At 62.1% G+C, this 14,844-nt stretch carries 18 protein-coding genes; 13 read left to right on the top strand and 5 right to left on the bottom strand.

Features of this window, described 5'->3' with window-relative positions; genetic code table 11:
* Nucleotides 1-11: 11 nt before the first annotated feature.
* On the top strand, nt 12-500 hold the full coding sequence (locus tag EBS_RS09310; RefSeq protein WP_331711268.1) for a Fe2+-dependent dioxygenase: 489 nt from the start codon (nt 12-14) through the stop codon (nt 498-500).
* Nucleotides 501-625: 125 nt separating this feature from the next.
* On the opposite strand, the gene EBS_RS09305 is transcribed toward EBS_RS09310, so the two are convergent.
* The 5 genes from EBS_RS09305 to EBS_RS09285 all read right to left on the bottom strand — a co-directional run bounded on the left by EBS_RS09305 (nt 626) and on the right by EBS_RS09285 (nt 3,621).
* The gene (locus tag EBS_RS09305; protein ID WP_043108407.1) at nt 626-976 is read right to left on the bottom strand and encodes a TusE/DsrC/DsvC family sulfur relay protein; all 351 of its coding nucleotides are present in this window, start codon (nt 974-976) and stop codon (nt 626-628) included.
* Between the two features lie 102 nt (nt 977-1,078).
* Nucleotides 1,079-1,777, bottom strand: coding sequence for a type I-MYXAN CRISPR-associated protein Cas6/Cmx6 (gene cas6, locus EBS_RS09300; RefSeq protein WP_043108406.1), 699 nt, complete (start codon nt 1,775-1,777; stop codon nt 1,079-1,081).
* Nucleotides 1,778-1,792: 15 nt separating this feature from the next.
* Entirely contained in the window at nt 1,793-2,509 is a 717-nt protein-coding gene (locus EBS_RS09295) for a hypothetical protein (protein WP_043108404.1), read from the bottom strand.
* 12 nt (nt 2,510-2,521) lie between these two features.
* The gene (locus EBS_RS09290; protein WP_043108403.1) at nt 2,522-2,710 is read right to left on the bottom strand and encodes a hypothetical protein; all 189 of its coding nucleotides are present in this window, start codon (nt 2,708-2,710) and stop codon (nt 2,522-2,524) included.
* 14 nt (nt 2,711-2,724) lie between these two features.
* Nucleotides 2,725-3,621 carry a TauD/TfdA family dioxygenase gene (locus tag EBS_RS09285; RefSeq protein WP_043108401.1) on the bottom strand — a complete coding sequence of 299 codons (897 nt, stop codon included), beginning with the start codon at nt 3,619-3,621 and terminating at the stop codon, nt 2,725-2,727.
* 383 nt (nt 3,622-4,004) lie between these two features.
* Here EBS_RS09285 and dsrA point away from each other — a divergent pair, with 383 nt between their 5' ends.
* From dsrA to nrfD, 12 genes are all read left to right on the top strand, one after another.
* Nucleotides 4,005-5,255 carry a dissimilatory-type sulfite reductase subunit alpha gene (gene dsrA / locus EBS_RS09280; protein ID WP_043108400.1) on the top strand — a complete coding sequence of 417 codons (1,251 nt, stop codon included), beginning with the start codon at nt 4,005-4,007 and terminating at the stop codon, nt 5,253-5,255.
* Nucleotides 5,256-5,348: 93 nt separating this feature from the next.
* A complete protein-coding gene (gene dsrB, locus EBS_RS09275) occupies nt 5,349-6,422 on the top strand; it encodes a dissimilatory-type sulfite reductase subunit beta (protein WP_043108398.1) in 1,074 nt (357 codons plus the stop codon).
* Between the two features lie 26 nt (nt 6,423-6,448).
* Nucleotides 6,449-6,841 (top strand): sulfurtransferase complex subunit TusD, encoded by a 393-nt coding sequence (gene tusD / locus EBS_RS09270; RefSeq protein WP_043108397.1) that lies wholly within the window; start codon nt 6,449-6,451, stop codon nt 6,839-6,841.
* A 13-nt stretch (nt 6,842-6,854) separates the two neighbouring features.
* On the top strand, nt 6,855-7,262 hold the full coding sequence (gene tusC / locus EBS_RS09265; protein WP_043108395.1) for a sulfurtransferase complex subunit TusC: 408 nt from the start codon (nt 6,855-6,857) through the stop codon (nt 7,260-7,262).
* A 9-nt stretch (nt 7,263-7,271) separates the two neighbouring features.
* A complete protein-coding gene (tusB, locus tag EBS_RS09260) occupies nt 7,272-7,577 on the top strand; it encodes a sulfurtransferase complex subunit TusB (RefSeq protein WP_043108393.1) in 306 nt (101 codons plus the stop codon).
* A gap of 47 nt (nt 7,578-7,624) precedes the next feature.
* Nucleotides 7,625-7,957, top strand: a complete 333-nt coding sequence (locus EBS_RS09255) for a TusE/DsrC/DsvC family sulfur relay protein (protein WP_043108392.1) — start codon at nt 7,625-7,627, stop codon at nt 7,955-7,957.
* A 73-nt stretch (nt 7,958-8,030) separates the two neighbouring features.
* Complete coding sequence (locus tag EBS_RS09250; protein ID WP_171816232.1) at nt 8,031-8,771, top strand: respiratory nitrate reductase subunit gamma; 741 nt, start codon at nt 8,031-8,033, stop codon at nt 8,769-8,771.
* A 21-nt stretch (nt 8,772-8,792) separates the two neighbouring features.
* On the top strand, nt 8,793-10,337 hold the full coding sequence (gene dsrK, locus EBS_RS09245; RefSeq protein WP_043108391.1) for a sulfate reduction electron transfer complex DsrMKJOP subunit DsrK: 1,545 nt from the start codon (nt 8,793-8,795) through the stop codon (nt 10,335-10,337).
* A 71-nt stretch (nt 10,338-10,408) separates the two neighbouring features.
* A complete protein-coding gene (locus EBS_RS09240; RefSeq protein ID WP_043108390.1) occupies nt 10,409-12,364 on the top strand; it encodes an NAD(P)-binding protein in 1,956 nt (651 codons plus the stop codon).
* Nucleotides 12,365-12,462: 98 nt separating this feature from the next.
* The gene (locus tag EBS_RS09235; protein ID WP_231892792.1) at nt 12,463-12,828 is read left to right on the top strand and encodes an Hdr-like menaquinol oxidoreductase cytochrome c subunit; all 366 of its coding nucleotides are present in this window, start codon (nt 12,463-12,465) and stop codon (nt 12,826-12,828) included.
* Between the two features lie 2 nt (nt 12,829-12,830).
* Nucleotides 12,831-13,595, top strand: a complete 765-nt coding sequence (gene dsrO / locus EBS_RS09230; RefSeq protein ID WP_043108387.1) for a sulfate reduction electron transfer complex DsrMKJOP subunit DsrO — start codon at nt 12,831-12,833, stop codon at nt 13,593-13,595.
* Between the two features lie 26 nt (nt 13,596-13,621).
* A complete protein-coding gene (gene nrfD, locus EBS_RS09225) occupies nt 13,622-14,839 on the top strand; it encodes an NrfD/PsrC family molybdoenzyme membrane anchor subunit (protein ID WP_043108385.1) in 1,218 nt (405 codons plus the stop codon).
* Nucleotides 14,840-14,844: the final 5 nt, after the last annotated feature.

Below are 14,844 nucleotides of genomic sequence, written 5' to 3'. Positions count from 1 at the left end.
ACCGCATCGTGATGGCCAGCGTGGGGCAGAACGCCCGTTTCCGCAGCGCGGTACTGCCGCATCGGCTGGCCGATTTCATCTTTGCCCGCTACCAGCCGGGGATGCGCTACGGTGATCACGTGGACGATCCCATCATGGGTGGCGGCAAGTTCCGTACCGACGTGTCCATGACCATCTTTCTCAACGAACCCGACAGTTACGAGGGCGGCGAGCTGGTGATCCGCACCCCCTTCGGAGACCAGAAAGTGAAGCTGGCTGCCGGCAGCGCGGTAGTCTATCCCTCGCGCAGCGTTCACCACGTGGCTGACGTCACGCGCGGCGAACGTCTGGTGGCGCTGACCTGGATCCAGAGCTTCGTGCGCGAGCCGGACCGCCGCGAGCTGCTGTTCGAGCTGGACCAGGCCCGCGAGCACCTGTTGCGTACCGAACCCGACAGCGAACATGCAAAGCGGGTGGATCGCAGCTACGCCAACCTGCTGCGCATGTGGGCCGAGTTGTAGGAGGCCCGTCCCCGGGCCGAAGATTCGTGGCGAGGAGGTCGTTCCTGCGGGCCATCGAGAGAACCGGCCCCTCAACGCAAAAGGCCCCGCACCTGGGCGGGGCCTTTTGCGTCGAAGCGGTGGGATCAGTAACCGCCCTTGCGCGCGATGTAGGGCAGGCCGGCGATGCGGTTGCCCTGCTTGGACGGTGCGAAGGGAAACAGCTTGTACATGTCCTTGCTGCTGATCTTCTTGCCCCAGATCTTGCCCATGTCCTTGAGGATCTGGCGCTCCATGGGCTGGTTCTGGTTGTTGTTGAAGTACTGGTCACGCAGGTAGTTGAGCACGTCGAAATGCTCCTGGGTGAGTTCGCCGATGAACTTCTCGTCCATATCGGCCAGGGTGCGGGCCACGTCTTCGTCCCAGAGGGTGGGGTCGACCATATTGCCGTGCTCGTCCAGCTCGATGGTCTTGCCGTTGACTTCGATTGTCGACATGTCGTTGCTCCTCTTCTCGCAAGCGAATTTTCAGGATTCTCCGCGGCCCGTGAGGGTGGCCGAGAGGCAAAAACATGTGGGATTATATTCAAATATTGTTATTCATTCATCTTCGGCCGTTTTTACTGGATCGATACCCTTGTGCGGCAGGAAGATGCCGCAGCCGAAGTGCCGGTGGCTGCCCAGCCCGTCCTGTTGCAGGGCAATTGAATCCTCGGGCCTGAGGTCGGCCAGGAGCAGGCTGCGGGTCGTGAGCGGTCCCTCGGGGGTGGCGATCTTCTGCGTGGTGTCACACAGGGCCTTCTTGACGCGGATGCCGCGAGCCTGGAGGAGCTTTGCCAGGCGCATCAGAAAGGTGTTTTCGTCGTCTTCCTCACCGGGCTCGAGCACGATGTGGCGGGCAAACAGGGTGCCCTGCCTGGAGAGTGTCTTCACCCGGGCCTTGCCGATGGTCATCGGGTGGCCATCGATCTCGATGGTGAGCCCGTCGAGCGCCTGCTCGATGCGCTCGCGCAGTTCCTTGGGCGCCCGGATGTGCAGTTTGGTGCGTCGCGAGAGCACCAGCTTCTGGCCCATTTGCGGGTCAGGGCGTTCCCAGCCGTTCTGCGAGCCAGCCAGGTGGATCTCGTGGATGGCCACGCGCGGGTCCTCGGTGAGCACCGGGGCGGCCTCGCACAGGGCGCTGCCCAGTGCGTACAGGTGATCGACCGGCAGTTCCCGGCACTGGATGCTGAAGGCCAGGTCGATCACGTCGTCGGGGACCTGGAACTCCTGCGGGGTGTCGTCGTCTTCCCAGAACATTGTTGGCTTCCTCGTTCAGTCGGCGGGGATCTCGGCCTGTATGGCCTCGCGGTCGACCCACCACTGGTCCTGTACCAGTACGTCCACCACGTTGCGCAGGCGCACCAGGAACTTGTCGGGGTCGTTCAGTTCCAGGCGCTCGATCCACGCCTCGAACTGCTGCTGGGTCTCGACCTGGCTATGACGTCGCGCCACCCGGCCCAGCAGCTGTTGCGAGAAGAAGGCGATGCGTTCCTTGTCGGGGCCTTCCTCGGCGCGGATGTCGGTGATGAAGCAGGCGGTGGCCGCCGCTACCGCGGCACCGTCAGAGTCGTCCGGGGTGTCGTCCACCACGTGGCTGAGCAGGTGTACCGTGATCTCGGGGTCGATGGGGAAGGTCACGCCGATCCAGATGCCGTGGCCCAGCGCCACCAGGGCGTCGGGCTCGCCGGTCTGATAGAGGATGTCGCAGGCATCGGCGGCGTTTTCCCAGTCGCGGACCTGGGCGAAGATGCCGAAGGCGGTGTGACCCAGCGGCCAGGCCTCGGTGCCGCGCTCGAGGATCTGCAGGGCGCGTGCCATCTCCAGTTGCAGGCGCGCGCGTTCGCTGGCCGGGGCATGTTCGGGCAGGCGCTCGAGTTGCTGGCGCAGTTCCACCAGGCGGCCTTCCAGCTCGGCATGCTGTCCGAGCTGCTTGCGCAGTGAGGCGGCGGCTGTGTCTTCGAGCTGGTTGGGGTCGAGATAATCTACCATTTAAATAGGTCCTCAGTAGCGACTGCTGAAGGTCGCCTCCAGCTGATCTTCCCAATCGGGTGGGGTATCGGGGTAGGTAGGTTTCACGTCGAAGCGCAGGAACATCTCGCCTTGGGCAGCGAGTTCCTTGATGACCAGCTTGAGGTCGTCGAAGCTCTCCAGCTCGGGGTTGCTGATCATGACCTGGCTGAGATACAGCATGGCGGGCTCCTTTGTTATTGTGTGTCGCGAATGTAGCGTACTCGGTCATGGTAGCGCGCGCGGAAGTACACGCGCTTGCGGGCGGGGTCGGGTGAATCGTTGAAACCGGTGCGACGGTGCAGGATGTTGTTGCTGATCACGCCCTCGCCGGCGGCCAGTCGGCGTTCGAGCAGGAAAGGGTCGTCGCTGGCGAACAGTTCCAGCAGCGCCGCAGCGGCCTCGCGCGTGGCGGTATCGTCCTTCCATTCCACATTGCGCGACCGGGCCGAGTAGCGCATGTGCAGATGTCTGCCGTCGGGCGACACGGTAAACACTGGCCCCACCGTCGCCGGACGGATCTCCACGCCGCCCTCGATGTTCGGAGGAATGGTAAAGGCATCCGGAGCCATCAATGCCCTGATCCATTCCGGGTTTTGGTCGCGCAGGCGGATATAGGCGATCTCGTGGTCCAGCAGGCCGTTGACGCCGCCCTCCATCGCCGGGCGGTGGCAATAGAGCAGCATGCCGTGGATCTGCTGGTGCATGGGGTTGTAGTAGCCGTCGGTATGCCAGCCGATGGGGTGATCGGTGTAGGGGATGTAGCGATTGTCGGTACCGGTGTCCTTGACCGTGATCTCGGTCACTCCACTGTCCTCGGCGCAGAGATTGGCATCCAGGTCGTTCAGTCCGAAATGCAGGCCGAGCTGCCGCAGGGCCGGTTGCGGGTCGGCCGGCGGCTCGCAGAAGCGGAAGAGGGCAAAGTTGTGGCGCTCGCAGTGGTCGGCGAGGGTCGCCAGATCGGATGTCGAAGGGGCGGCCGGGTCGTCGATCTCGACCACCGGTGGGTGCGGTGGTTCGGCGAGCTTGCGGGCGCGCCATTCCCGGTAAGTCCGGTCGTCGTGCAGGGAAAACGGACTGGCACTGGTGTTCATTGAGTGGCTCCCGGATCGTCTTCTGTAACCGACACCTGTTGACGGAGTGTGGGAATTAGGCCTAGTATCGCCCGCAATTCGCTGTATCGGTATACGCTGAAATACTGTCCAAGGGAGAGTTTTCCTGATTTTCAGTCACTTGGCCAGTCCTTCGGTACAGGGTGGCGCCAGTCTATCCCCAAAGGGATAGGTTGGGGCTGACCTCCTCCCTCCTTAGTGTGGTTCTGGGGGGCGTGGCACTCGACTATATTAGCGGCTATTGATGGGGTTTGCGTCTGCGGCGCGATTCCGTCACGGATCACCGAAGCACTTTTTGTGTGGCCGGATTCGACCACGCGAGAGCGGATTCAAGTCAAAACCGATTAGTCAGGAGAGATAACGACATGGCGATCGACAAGTATCCCACACCCATGCTGGACCAGCTCGAAGAAGGTCCGTGGCCGAGCTTCATCAGCGGCATCAAGCGCCTGCGTGACGAGCACCCGAACGAAAAGATCAACAAGGTGGCCAACTCGCTGCTGGGTCAGCTCGAGCACTCCTACGAGACCCGCAAGGGCTACTGGAAGGGTGGCACCATCTCCGTGTACGGCTACGGTGGCGGCATCATCCCGCGTTTCTCCGAAGTCGGTCACGCCTTCCCCGAGTCCAAGGAATTCCATACGCTGCGCGTGCAGCCGCCGGCGGGCAACCACTACAGCACCGCCATGCTGCGCCAGCTGGCCGACAGCTGGGAGAAGTACGGTTCGGGTCTGATCACCTTCCACGGCCAGACCGGTAACATCATGTTCATCGGCGCCGACTCCGACCAGTATCAGCACTTCTTCGACGAGATCAACGACTACGGTTGGGACCTCGGTGGTGCCGGCCCCTGCGTGCGCACCGCCATGTCCTGCGTGGGCGCCGCCCGTTGCGAAATGTCCTGCACCAACGAGCAGAAGGCGCACCGTCTGCTGGTGAACAACTTCACCGATGACGTGCACCGTCCGGCGCTCCCCTACAAGTTCAAATTCAAGATCTCGGGCTGCCCGAACGACTGCCAGAACGCTATCGAGCGTGCTGACTTCGCCGTGATCGGTACCTGGCGCGACGACATGAAGGTCAACCAGGACGAGGTCAAGGCATTCGTCGAGAAGAAGGGTCGTCAGTACGTCATTGACAACGTCATCACCCGTTGTCCGACCAATGCCATTTCGCTGAACGATGACGACACCATCACTGTGAACAACAAGGACTGTGTGCGCTGCATGCACTGCCTGAACGTCATGCCCAAGGCGCTGGGTGTGGGTGACGACAAGGGCGTCACCATCCTGATCGGCGGCAAGCGCACCCTCAAGATCGGTGACCTGATGGGTACCGTGGTGGTGCCGTTCAAGAAGCTTGAAACCGAGGAAGACTGGGAGTCCCTGGTCGAGCTGGCCGAAGAGATCATCGACTTCTGGGCCGAGAATGCCCTGGAGCACGAGCGCTGCGGCGAGATGATCGAGCGTATCGGCCTGGTGAACTTCCTCGAGGGCATCGGCGTCGAGGTTGATCCGAACATGGTCAATCACCCCCGCGAGTGCTCCTACGTGCGCATGGACGGTTGGGACGAGGAGGCCATCAAGTGGTTCGACCGTCAGGCCGAAGCTTCTTAATCGTTCACAAACCGAATATGACTTTCCCTGGCCCCGCCAACTGTTTCCGGCGGGGAATTCGGGGAGGCATTTACCCGATTTCTGGAGGTAAAAATGGCTAAAGAAATGCGTGAACCGATCGAGTCCGGTTGTCCCGATCCGTTCCAGTACATGCACCCGACCATGCGCCGCAACTTCGGCATGTGGGCGTATCACGAGCACCCGCGTCCGGGCGTGCTGCTGCACGTCGCCAAGAACGGTGACAAGCTGTGGACCGTGAAGGCCGGTACCCAGCGTATCCTCGACCTGTTCAGCCTGCGCAAGCTGTGCGACATTGCCGACGAGTACTCCGACGGCTACATCCGCTTTACCCTGCGTTCCAACCCCGAGTTCTTCGTGACCGAGGAGGAACGTGTCGAGCCGCTGATCAATGCGCTCGAAGAAGCCGGCTTCATCGTTGGTGGTACCCAGAACTCGGTGACCACCCTGTCGCACACCCAGGGCTGGCTGCACTGTGACATCCCGGGCACCGACGCCTCCGGCGTGGTGAAGGCGATGATGGACGAACTCATCGACGAGTTCCGCAACGCCGACATGCCCAACCGCGTGCACATCACCACCTCCTGCTGCCAGATCAACTGCGGCGGCCAGGGCGATATCGCCATCAACGTGCAGCACACCAAGCCGCCGAAGATCAACCACGACTTGGTGGCCAACGTCTGCGAACGTCCTTCCGTCGTGGCCCGCTGCCCGGTGGCCGCCATCCGTCCGGCCATGGTGAACGGCAAGCCCTCGCTGGAAGTGGACGAGAAGAAGTGCATCTGCTGCGGCGCCTGCTTCCCGCCCTGCCCGCCGATGCAGATCAACGACGCCGAGCACACCAAGCTGTCCATCTGGGTTGGCGGCAACCACTCCAACGCCCGTGGCAAGCCCACCTTCCAGAAGCTGGTGGCTTCCGGTATCCCCAACAACCCGCCGCGCTGGCCCGAGGCGACCGCGATCGTCAAGCGTATCCTCAAGGCCTACAATGAAGGCGCAAAGGACTGGGAGCGTATCAACGAGTGGATCGAGCGTATCGGCTGGCCGCGCTTCTTCGAAGAGGTCGAGCTGCCGTTCACCAAGTACCACATCGACAACTGGCGTGGTTCGCGCAAGAGCCTGAACTCTTCCGCCTACATCCGCTTCTGAGCGGCCTGTAACGACGAGGTCAAGTCATGAAACTGGCAGTACAGGTAAACGAGGGGCCCTATCAGCATCAGGCTACCGACTCGGCGTACCACTTCACCAAGGCTGCGCTGGAGAAGGGCCACGAGGTGTTCCGCGTGTTCTTCTATCACGACGGCGTGCTGAACGGGACCCGCCTGACCACGCCGCCCCAGGACGATCGCAACATCGTCAACCGCTGGGTGGAACTGGCAGAGAAATACGACCTGGATCTCGTCCTCTGCGTTGCCGCGGCCCAGCGCCGCGGCATCGTGGACGACGGCGAGGCCGAGCGCAACGGCAAGGACGCGACCAACATCGCGCCGAAGTTTCGCATCTCCGGCCTCGGGCAGCTGATCGAGGCAGCCATCCAGTGCGACCGTCTGGTCGTGTTCGGCGACTGAGGGGAGAACAACGATGTCCGATGTCAAGAAGTTCATGTATCTGAATCGTCGTGCTCCCTACGGCACCATCTATGCCTGGGAGTCGCTGGAAGTCGTGCTGATCGGCGCGGCCTTCGACCAGGAGGTCAGCCTGATGTTCGTGGACGACGGGGTTTCTCAGCTGGTGAAGGGGAGTGACACCTCCGAATCCGACATGAAGAACTTCACCCCCACCTATCGCACCCTTGGCGACTATGGCGTACGGCACATGTATGTCGACAAGGCCTCGCTCGAGGCTCGCGGCTTGACCCAGGACGACCTCATCGAAGTCGCCTGGGAAGACTGGGAGACCGAGGAAGAGGTGGACAACATCGTCGAGATCCTGGATTCCGAAGAGATTGCGAAGAAGCTCGAGGAATCCGACGTCGTATTCAGCTTCTGAGGTGGCGAAATGGCCGATCTGTATACCGTGAGCAAATCACCGTTCGAGAAGAACTCGCTGGAGGACGCCATCCGCTTTTCGAGCGAGGGCGCGTCCATCCTGCTGATCGAGGACGGTGTCTATGGTGCCATGGCGGGCACCGCCGTTTCCGACCTGGTGGCCAATGCCGCCGGCCGGAAGTTCTACGCACTCCGGGCCGACCTGAAGGCGCGTGGAATTGCCGAAGATCGCCTGATCGACGGCGTCGAACTGGTCGATTACGCCGGTTTTGTTGATCTCGTCGTGAACCACGACAAGGTCCAGGCCTGGCTCTGAGGCCTGGTCTGATTGTCAAACATTGAACTGTAACAGGAGATAGCGAAATGCCTATCGAAGCAAATGGTAAGGTCTTCGAGACCGACGAAGAGGGTTACCTGGCAAACATCAACGAATGGGAGCCGGCCGTCGCCGAGGCCATGGCCAAGGAAGACGACCTGGAGCTGACCGACGAGCACTGGGACATCATCAACTTCCTGCGCGAGTACTACGAGGAGTACCAGATCGCTCCCGCCGTGCGCGTGCTGACCAAGGCCGTCGGCAAGAAGCTGGGCAAGGACAAGGGCAACTCCAAGTACCTGTACGGTCTGTTCCCCTACGGTCCCGGCAAGCAGGCCTGCCGCTACGCTGGTCTGCCGAAGCCGACCGGTTGCGTCTGATCGCATCCGGTGACAAACGGGGGGCGCTCGCGCCCCCCGGACCTGCAACCCTATTCAAGAGGTTTTCGGAAACATGTCGTTTCTGACGGTCGCATTTGCAGCATTGTTCTACGCCGCCACGCTGTTGCTGGTGGTAGGGTTGGCGCGTCGCATACGTCTCTACTGGAAGACCCCGGCGCCGCTGAAGATTCCCACGACGCCCGCACCGACCACCACCGGTGGCGTGGTGCTGCGCATGTTCCGCGAAGTGGTGTTTTTCGAAAGCCTTTTCAAGGGCGCCAAATGGACCTGGCTGTTCGGCTGGATCTTCCACATGGCACTGTTCGCGGTGCTGTTCCGGCACCTGCGCTACTTCCAGGAGCCGGTGTGGGGTATCGTGTCCTGGACCAGTCCGCTCATCAAAAAATACCTGGCCTTCGCCATGATCATCGGTCTGCTGGGCCTGCTCGGTCGCCGCATCTTCGTCGATCGCGTGCGCTACATCTCGGCGCCTTCTGACTACCTGATGCTGTTCCTGCTGCTGGGCATCGGCACCAGCGGTGCGCTGACCACTTTCGTCGCGCATACCGACGTGGTGGCGGTGAAGTCCTTCTTCCGTCACCTGATGACCTTCAATTTCGAGACCATGCCCAACCTGCCGAGCGATCCGCTGATGATCGTGCACCTTGGGCTGGTCGCGCTGCTGATGATCATCTTCCCCATCAGCAAGCTGTTGCATGCGCTGGGCGTGTTCTTCAGCCCGACCCGCAACCAGGTGGACAACCCCCGCGAGCAGCGTCACATCGTCGAGTGGGCGCGCAAGCTGGAACAATAATCCGGAGCAAGGTTAGCTGGCATGGCAAAAGCAGAATTTGAAATTCCGGAGCTGAAAGAGTATCCCGAGATCCCGCCGATTCAGCCGGGCTCGATGGCGCACAGCAAGCCGTTCGTGGCGAAGAACCCGGAGTTCATGGAACCCCTGGGCTATCCCGCCGAACTGGTCGACGACTGGCAGGAGAAGGCCATCGAGCACATGGGCGACCTGCTCGGCAAGTACCGTTCGCTGCAGGTGTTCCTCGACGCCTGCGTGAAATGCGGCGCCTGCACCGACAAGTGCCACTACTATCTCGGTACCCAGGATCCCAAGAACATGCCGGTGGCGCGCCAGGATCTTCTGCGCAAGGTCTATCGCCGCTACTTCACCTTTGCCGGCAAGTACTTCCCCAAGCTGGTCGGTGCCACCGATCTCACCGAGGAAGTGCTCGAGGACTGGTACAGCTACTTCCACCAGTGCTCGCAGTGCCGTCGCTGCTCGGTGTTCTGCCCCTACGGCATCGACACCGCCGAGATCTCCATGGCCGCGCGCGAGATCATGGATCGCATCGGCCTGGGCCAGAAGTACTGCAACGAGATCATCGGCAAGGTATTCAAGGTCGGCAACAATCTGGGCCTGCCCGAGCCGGCACTGGCCGACACCCTCGAGGGGCTCGAGGAAGACGTGCTCGACGATACCGGCGTGGAGGTCAAGTATCCGTTGGACCAGAAGGGTGCCGAGATCCTGCTGGTCACTCCCTCGGCGGACTTCTTCGCCGAACCGCACGTGGACGGCCTGATCGGCTACGGCAAGGTGTTCCACGAGGCCGGCGTGTCCTGGACGCTCAGCTCCAAGGCGTCGGAGGCGGCCAACTTCGGTATGTTCATCGGTTCGTACGAGAACATGCGCCGCATTTCCCTGCGCATCCGCGAGGCCGCGCTGGAACTGGGTGTGAAGCGCATCATCTTCGGTGAGTGCGGTCATGCCTGGCGGGTGGCCTACAGCTTCCTGAACACCCTGGCCGGCCCGTTCGACTTCCTGGACCCGAAATATCCGGTGCCCCAGCACATCCTGGAGTTCACCTGGGGCGAGATCCAGAAAGGCACGCTCAAGATCGACAAGTCGGCCAACGACCACATGGTCGTGACCTTCCACGATTCGTGCAACGTGGCACGTGCCACGCGCATGGGCGACGAGCCGGGCGGGCAGTTCACCATCCCGCGCAACGTCATCAAGGCGGTGTGCAACAACTTCGTGGACATGGACCCCGATACCATCCACGAAAAGACCTTCTGCTGCGGTGGCGGCGGCGGTCTCCTGACCGACGACCTGACGGAACTGCGCGTCAAGGGCGCCAAGCCGCGGATGGAGGCGTTGAAGAACGTCATCGAGGAACACGGCGTGACCAACATGGCGGCGATCTGCGCTATCTGCAAGTCGCAGTTCACCAAGGTGCTGCCCTATTACGGCATGGGCATGGACATGATCGTCAGCGTGCACCAACTGGTCTCCGAGGCCATCGTCCTGACCGGTCAGGACACCGGTGACGACGACGAACAGGAAGATTCGACCGAAGACGCGGCCTGATCGCGGCTTCCGTCAGATAGACATCAATCGATCCCGCGGGGATCCAAGGCATACAGGTAAGGAGCGTTAAGATGGCTACTCCGAGCGATGAAATGACCAACAAGCTCACATGGCGTCGTTTTGAAGACGGTAACAATCAGTGGGATTCGTTTACCGACAAGATCTTCATTGCCGACACCTCCTACAAGTGTCCGACCTATGTCCACAAGACGCCGCCTTGCCAGGGCTCCTGCCCCTCGGGTGAGGACATCCGCGGGTGGCTGGCCATCGTGCGTGGCCAGGAGAAGCCGGCCGAGGGCGTGGAGATGGGCGAATACGCCTTCCGTCGCTCCACCGACGCCAACCCCTTCCCGTCCATGATGGGCCGTGTATGCCCGGCTCCTTGCCAGGACGGCTGCAATCGTAACGAGGTCGAGGACTTCGTCGGGATCAACTCGGTCGAGCAGTGGATCGGCGACAATGCCCTGGAGAACGGCTACAAGTTCGAGGCTGGCCCCAGTACTGGCAAGAAAGTCGCCGTCATCGGCGGTGGTCCTGCCGGCCTGGCCGCGGCCTATCAGCTGCGCCGCAAGGGGCATGGCGTGACCATCTTCGAATCGCAGCCGGAGCTGGGCGGCATGATGCGTTATGGCATCCCCAACTACCGTATCCCGCGCGACAAGCTGGCCGGCGAGATCCAGCGCATCCTCGACATGGGCGAGGTGGAAGTGAAGTGCGGTGTGCGTGTCGGTCAGGACGTCAAGGTCGAGGATCTGGAAAAGGACTTCGACGCCATCCTCTGGGCTGTCGGTTGCTGGACTGGTCGTGGCCTGCCCGTCGAGGGTTGGGACGAGACCCCCAACTGCGTTTCCGGCGTCGCCTTCCTCAAGGCCTTCAACGAAGACCGCATGAAGGTCACTGCCAAGAAGGTGGTCTGCGTGGGTGGTGGTGACACCTCCATCGACGTGGTCTCGGTGGCCCGCCGCCTGGGTTGCATTCCGGGCCACGAAGGTACCGAGAACCCCGAGAAGGTCATCCTCGACGACAGCGTGAGCCACGAGGTCGACGAGTCGGCCAAGCAGAACGCCGAGGTGACCCTGACCTCGCTGTTCCCCAAGAACAACATGACCGCTTCCGAGCACGAAGTGAACGATGCGCTGCAGGAAGGCGTCACCATCCTCGACGAGGTCATGCCGATCGAGATCGTGCGCGACGAGAACGGTCGTGCTACCGGCCTCAAGCTGGCCAAGTGCACCATGGACGGCGGTCGTCCGGTCCCGGTCGAGGGCACCGAGCAGGTGGTCGAGGCCGATCTGATCGTGGCCGCCATCGGTCAGGGGGGTGACCTGGCCGGCCTGGAAGACTTCGACAACGGCCGCGGCCTGATCGACTCCGATTCCTTCTACCAGGTGCCGGGTCGCGAGAAGCACTTCGTCGCCGGCGACATCATCCGTCCGCACCTGCTGACCACCGCGATCGGTCAGGCAGCCATTGCTGCCGACACCATCGACGAGTACCTGAATCAGCAGGAGCACAAGAAGCGCCCGAAGGTCGACGTGCATCACTTCGACCTGGAGAAGAAGCTCAAGGAAGCCGGCCTGGAGCCCGAGCACTTCGATCCGAACGCTGGCGACCAGCGCGGTACCGCGTTCGCCAACTACGCGGTGCACAACTACGAGGACCGCTCCTTCGCCGAGATCATTCCGGCTGATGAGCTGTTCCTGGGTCACTTCGAGTACACCCCGCGCGTCAAGCGCAAGGAAGAGGTTCCCACCGCCGACGAGGTACTGGGCCACTTCAAGGAGCGGGTGATCGGCCTGAGCACCGAACAGGCGGTCGAGGAAGCCAAGCGCTGCATGAGCTGCGGCCTGTGCTTCGAGTGCGACAACTGCGTGATCTTCTGCCCGCAGGACGCCGTCTATCGTGTGCCCAAGAGCGAGGCGACCACCGGCCGCTATGTGGCGACCGACTACGCCCGTTGCATCGGTTGCCACATCTGCTCTGATGTATGCCCGACCGGTTACATCAAGATGGGCCTGGGTGAGTAAACAAGGTGCCGGCGGCCGGCCTCGTGCCGGCCTGCCGGATTGCGCTTAACGCAGCGAGTCAGACGCAAGACATGTTTAGATTTGGCACGAGGCTATTGGTGGTGACGGGGGCTCTGGTGCTCGCCCTGGGGGTGAACGCAGCCGAGCAGTCCGACCGTTCGGTGGTGAAGGGTTCGAAAGCCTACGAACTCGACAGCTGCGTGGAACCCACGCCGGTGATGCGCAAGCTGCACCCGACCTTCATCAAGCATCAGCGTGACATCACGGTGCATCAGGGCATCCGTGGCGCCAAGCACAGCCTGTCCGGCTGCGTGGACTGCCACGCCGCCAAGGACGCGCAGGGCAAGTACACGCCAGTGAATGCGCCCGGCCAGTTCTGCGACAGCTGCCACGAGTATGCTGGCGTCGAGATCCCGTGCTTCAGCTGTCATGCCACCACGCCCACCGGCCGTAGCGGGGAGTGATCATGAGCCAGAAGATCGATCAAGAGCGTCGACAATTCGTTTCGGTGGCTGGGGTCGCCGCCGCTGCCACGGCCGTGGCCCCCGGCGTCTTCCTGCTGGGTGCTCGTGCCGAGGCCGAGCCGCGCAAGGAACCGGTCACCGACAAGGTGCGCTACGGCATGCTCATCGACACCACCAAGTGTGCCGACGGCTGTTCCGAGTGTGTCACCGGTTGCGAAAAGGAAAACGGTCTCGACCTGCTGCGCATGCCCGAGGGGGCCGACCCCGAGGAATGGGATCGCCAGCGCCCGCGCTGGATTCGCACCGTCAAGGTCAAGGATCGCCTCACCGGTCGGGTCTCCACCCTGCCGATGATGTGCCAACACTGCGAGTATCCGCCCTGCACGGACGTCTGCCCAACCGGGGCCTCCTTCCGCCGCGCCGATGGCATCGTCATGGTCGACCGGCACATCTGCATCGGTTGCCGTTACTGCATGATGGCTTGCCCCTACAAGGCACGCTCCTTCATCCATGAGAACATCGACCGGCAGCTGAGCATTGCGCCGCGTGGCAAGGGCTGCGTGGAAAGCTGCAACTTCTGCGTTCACCGGCGCGACAACGGCGAGACCACCACGGCGTGCCAGGATGCCTGCCCGCACGATGCCATCGTCTTCGGTGATCTCAATGACCCGAACAGCGAGGTCTCGAAGGCCTTGCGCGAGAAGGCCAACACGCAACTGCGTGCCGACCTGAAGTTGAACACCGGTGTGCGCTATCGCGGCATCTGATCAGTTTCCGGACATGTGAAGCAGCTATGAAAAAGATTCACTATCGCGAATGGGGCATCGAGAGTCCACGTTACTGGGGGCTGCTGGCCGTACTGGGGGTGTTGCTGGCCGTTGGCGGCCTGGCCACCCTGTACATGGAGCACGAGGGCCACTGGGTCACCGGGATGAACAACCAGATCGTCTGGGGCGTCCCGCACGTGTTCGCCATCTTCCTGATCGTGGCCGCATCCGGCGCCCTGAACATCGCCGCCTTTGGCTCGGTGTTCGGCAAGAAGATCTACAAGTCGCTGGGTCGGCTCTCGGGCCTGCTGGCGATGGCGTTGCTGGTCGGCGGCCTGCTGGTGCTGGTGCTCGACCTCGGCCAGCCCAGCCGCCTGATCGTGGCCATGACCACTTACAACTTCAAGTCGATCTTTGCCTGGAACATCTATCTCTACGTGGGCTTCCTGGCGATCGTCGCGGTCTACCTGTTCACCATGATGGAACGCAAGGCGAACAAGTATTATCCGGCCGCCGGCCTGGTGGCCTTCGTCTGGCGCCTGATCCTGACCACCGGTACCGGCTCCATTTTTGGCTTCCTGGTTGCGCGCCAGGGGTATGACGCGGCCCTCATGGCGCCGATGTTCATCATCATGTCCTTCGCCTATGGCATGGCCATCTACCTGCTGGTGCTGATGTTCACCTTCAAGCTGGATGGCCGCCCGATCGGCGACAAGTTGCTCTTGCGCTTGAAGAACCTGCTGGGGATCTTCGTGGCTGCGGTGTTCTACTTCGTGGTGGTCTATCACCTGACCAATCTCTACGGCACCGAGAACCACGAGTACGAGGCCTTCATCCTGCGTGATGGCGGCATCTACACCACCCTGTTCTGGGTCGGCTGGGTGCTGCTGGGCATGCTGGTGCCCATGGGCATCCTGTTCCACCCGGGACTGGGCCGCTCGCGCGGTGCCATCGTTGCCGCCAGCGTTCTGGTAATTCTCGGTGGCATCGCTGCCATGTACGTGATCGTCATCGGGGGACAGGCCTTCCCGATGGCCATCTTCCCGGACAAGATCATCATTGAGTCCGGCTTCCACGATGGCGTGAATGGCCAGCCGCTGCACTACGTGCCTTCGCTGCCCGAGTTCCTTCTCGGCCTGGGCGGGATCGCCGTGGCGTTGACCGCCACCTTCGTCGGCGTGCGCTTGCTCAAGTTCCTGCCTGAGTCGCTGGCCGACGAGGTCGTCGATCCACATCACGGCTGAGCGCC

The organism is endosymbiont of unidentified scaly snail isolate Monju (assembly GCF_000801295.1).
Taxonomy (GTDB): domain Bacteria; phylum Pseudomonadota; class Gammaproteobacteria; order Chromatiales; family Chromatiaceae; genus MONJU.
The sequence above is the reverse complement of the archived record's forward strand: the minus strand, read 5'-3'. Positions and strand labels throughout refer to the sequence as shown.

Excerpts from the sequence above, each read along its gene's own strand:
- EBS_RS09310 (WP_331711268.1), top strand. The coding sequence starts at position 12 with ATGGCCAGCGTGGGGCAGAACGCCCGTTTCCGCAGCGCGGTACTGCCG.
- EBS_RS09305 (WP_043108407.1), bottom strand. The coding sequence starts at position 976 with ATGTCGACAATCGAAGTCAACGGCAAGACCATCGAGCTGGACGAGCAC.
- cas6 (WP_043108406.1), bottom strand. The coding sequence starts at position 1,777 with ATGTTCTGGGAAGACGACGACACCCCGCAGGAGTTCCAGGTCCCCGAC.
- EBS_RS09295 (WP_043108404.1), bottom strand. The coding sequence starts at position 2,509 with ATGGTAGATTATCTCGACCCCAACCAGCTCGAAGACACAGCCGCCGCC.
- EBS_RS09290 (WP_043108403.1), bottom strand. The coding sequence starts at position 2,710 with ATGCTGTATCTCAGCCAGGTCATGATCAGCAACCCCGAGCTGGAGAGC.
- EBS_RS09285 (WP_043108401.1), bottom strand. The coding sequence starts at position 3,621 with ATGAACACCAGTGCCAGTCCGTTTTCCCTGCACGACGACCGGACTTAC.
- dsrA (WP_043108400.1), top strand. The coding sequence starts at position 4,005 with ATGGCGATCGACAAGTATCCCACACCCATGCTGGACCAGCTCGAAGAA.
- dsrB (WP_043108398.1), top strand. The coding sequence starts at position 5,349 with ATGGCTAAAGAAATGCGTGAACCGATCGAGTCCGGTTGTCCCGATCCG.
- tusD (WP_043108397.1), top strand. The coding sequence starts at position 6,449 with ATGAAACTGGCAGTACAGGTAAACGAGGGGCCCTATCAGCATCAGGCT.
- tusC (WP_043108395.1), top strand. The coding sequence starts at position 6,855 with ATGTCCGATGTCAAGAAGTTCATGTATCTGAATCGTCGTGCTCCCTAC.
- tusB (WP_043108393.1), top strand. The coding sequence starts at position 7,272 with ATGGCCGATCTGTATACCGTGAGCAAATCACCGTTCGAGAAGAACTCG.
- EBS_RS09255 (WP_043108392.1), top strand. The coding sequence starts at position 7,625 with ATGCCTATCGAAGCAAATGGTAAGGTCTTCGAGACCGACGAAGAGGGT.
- EBS_RS09250 (WP_171816232.1), top strand. The coding sequence starts at position 8,031 with ATGTCGTTTCTGACGGTCGCATTTGCAGCATTGTTCTACGCCGCCACG.
- dsrK (WP_043108391.1), top strand. The coding sequence starts at position 8,793 with ATGGCAAAAGCAGAATTTGAAATTCCGGAGCTGAAAGAGTATCCCGAG.
- EBS_RS09240 (WP_043108390.1), top strand. The coding sequence starts at position 10,409 with ATGGCTACTCCGAGCGATGAAATGACCAACAAGCTCACATGGCGTCGT.
- dsrO (WP_043108387.1), top strand. The coding sequence starts at position 12,831 with ATGAGCCAGAAGATCGATCAAGAGCGTCGACAATTCGTTTCGGTGGCT.
- nrfD (WP_043108385.1), top strand. The coding sequence starts at position 13,622 with ATGAAAAAGATTCACTATCGCGAATGGGGCATCGAGAGTCCACGTTAC.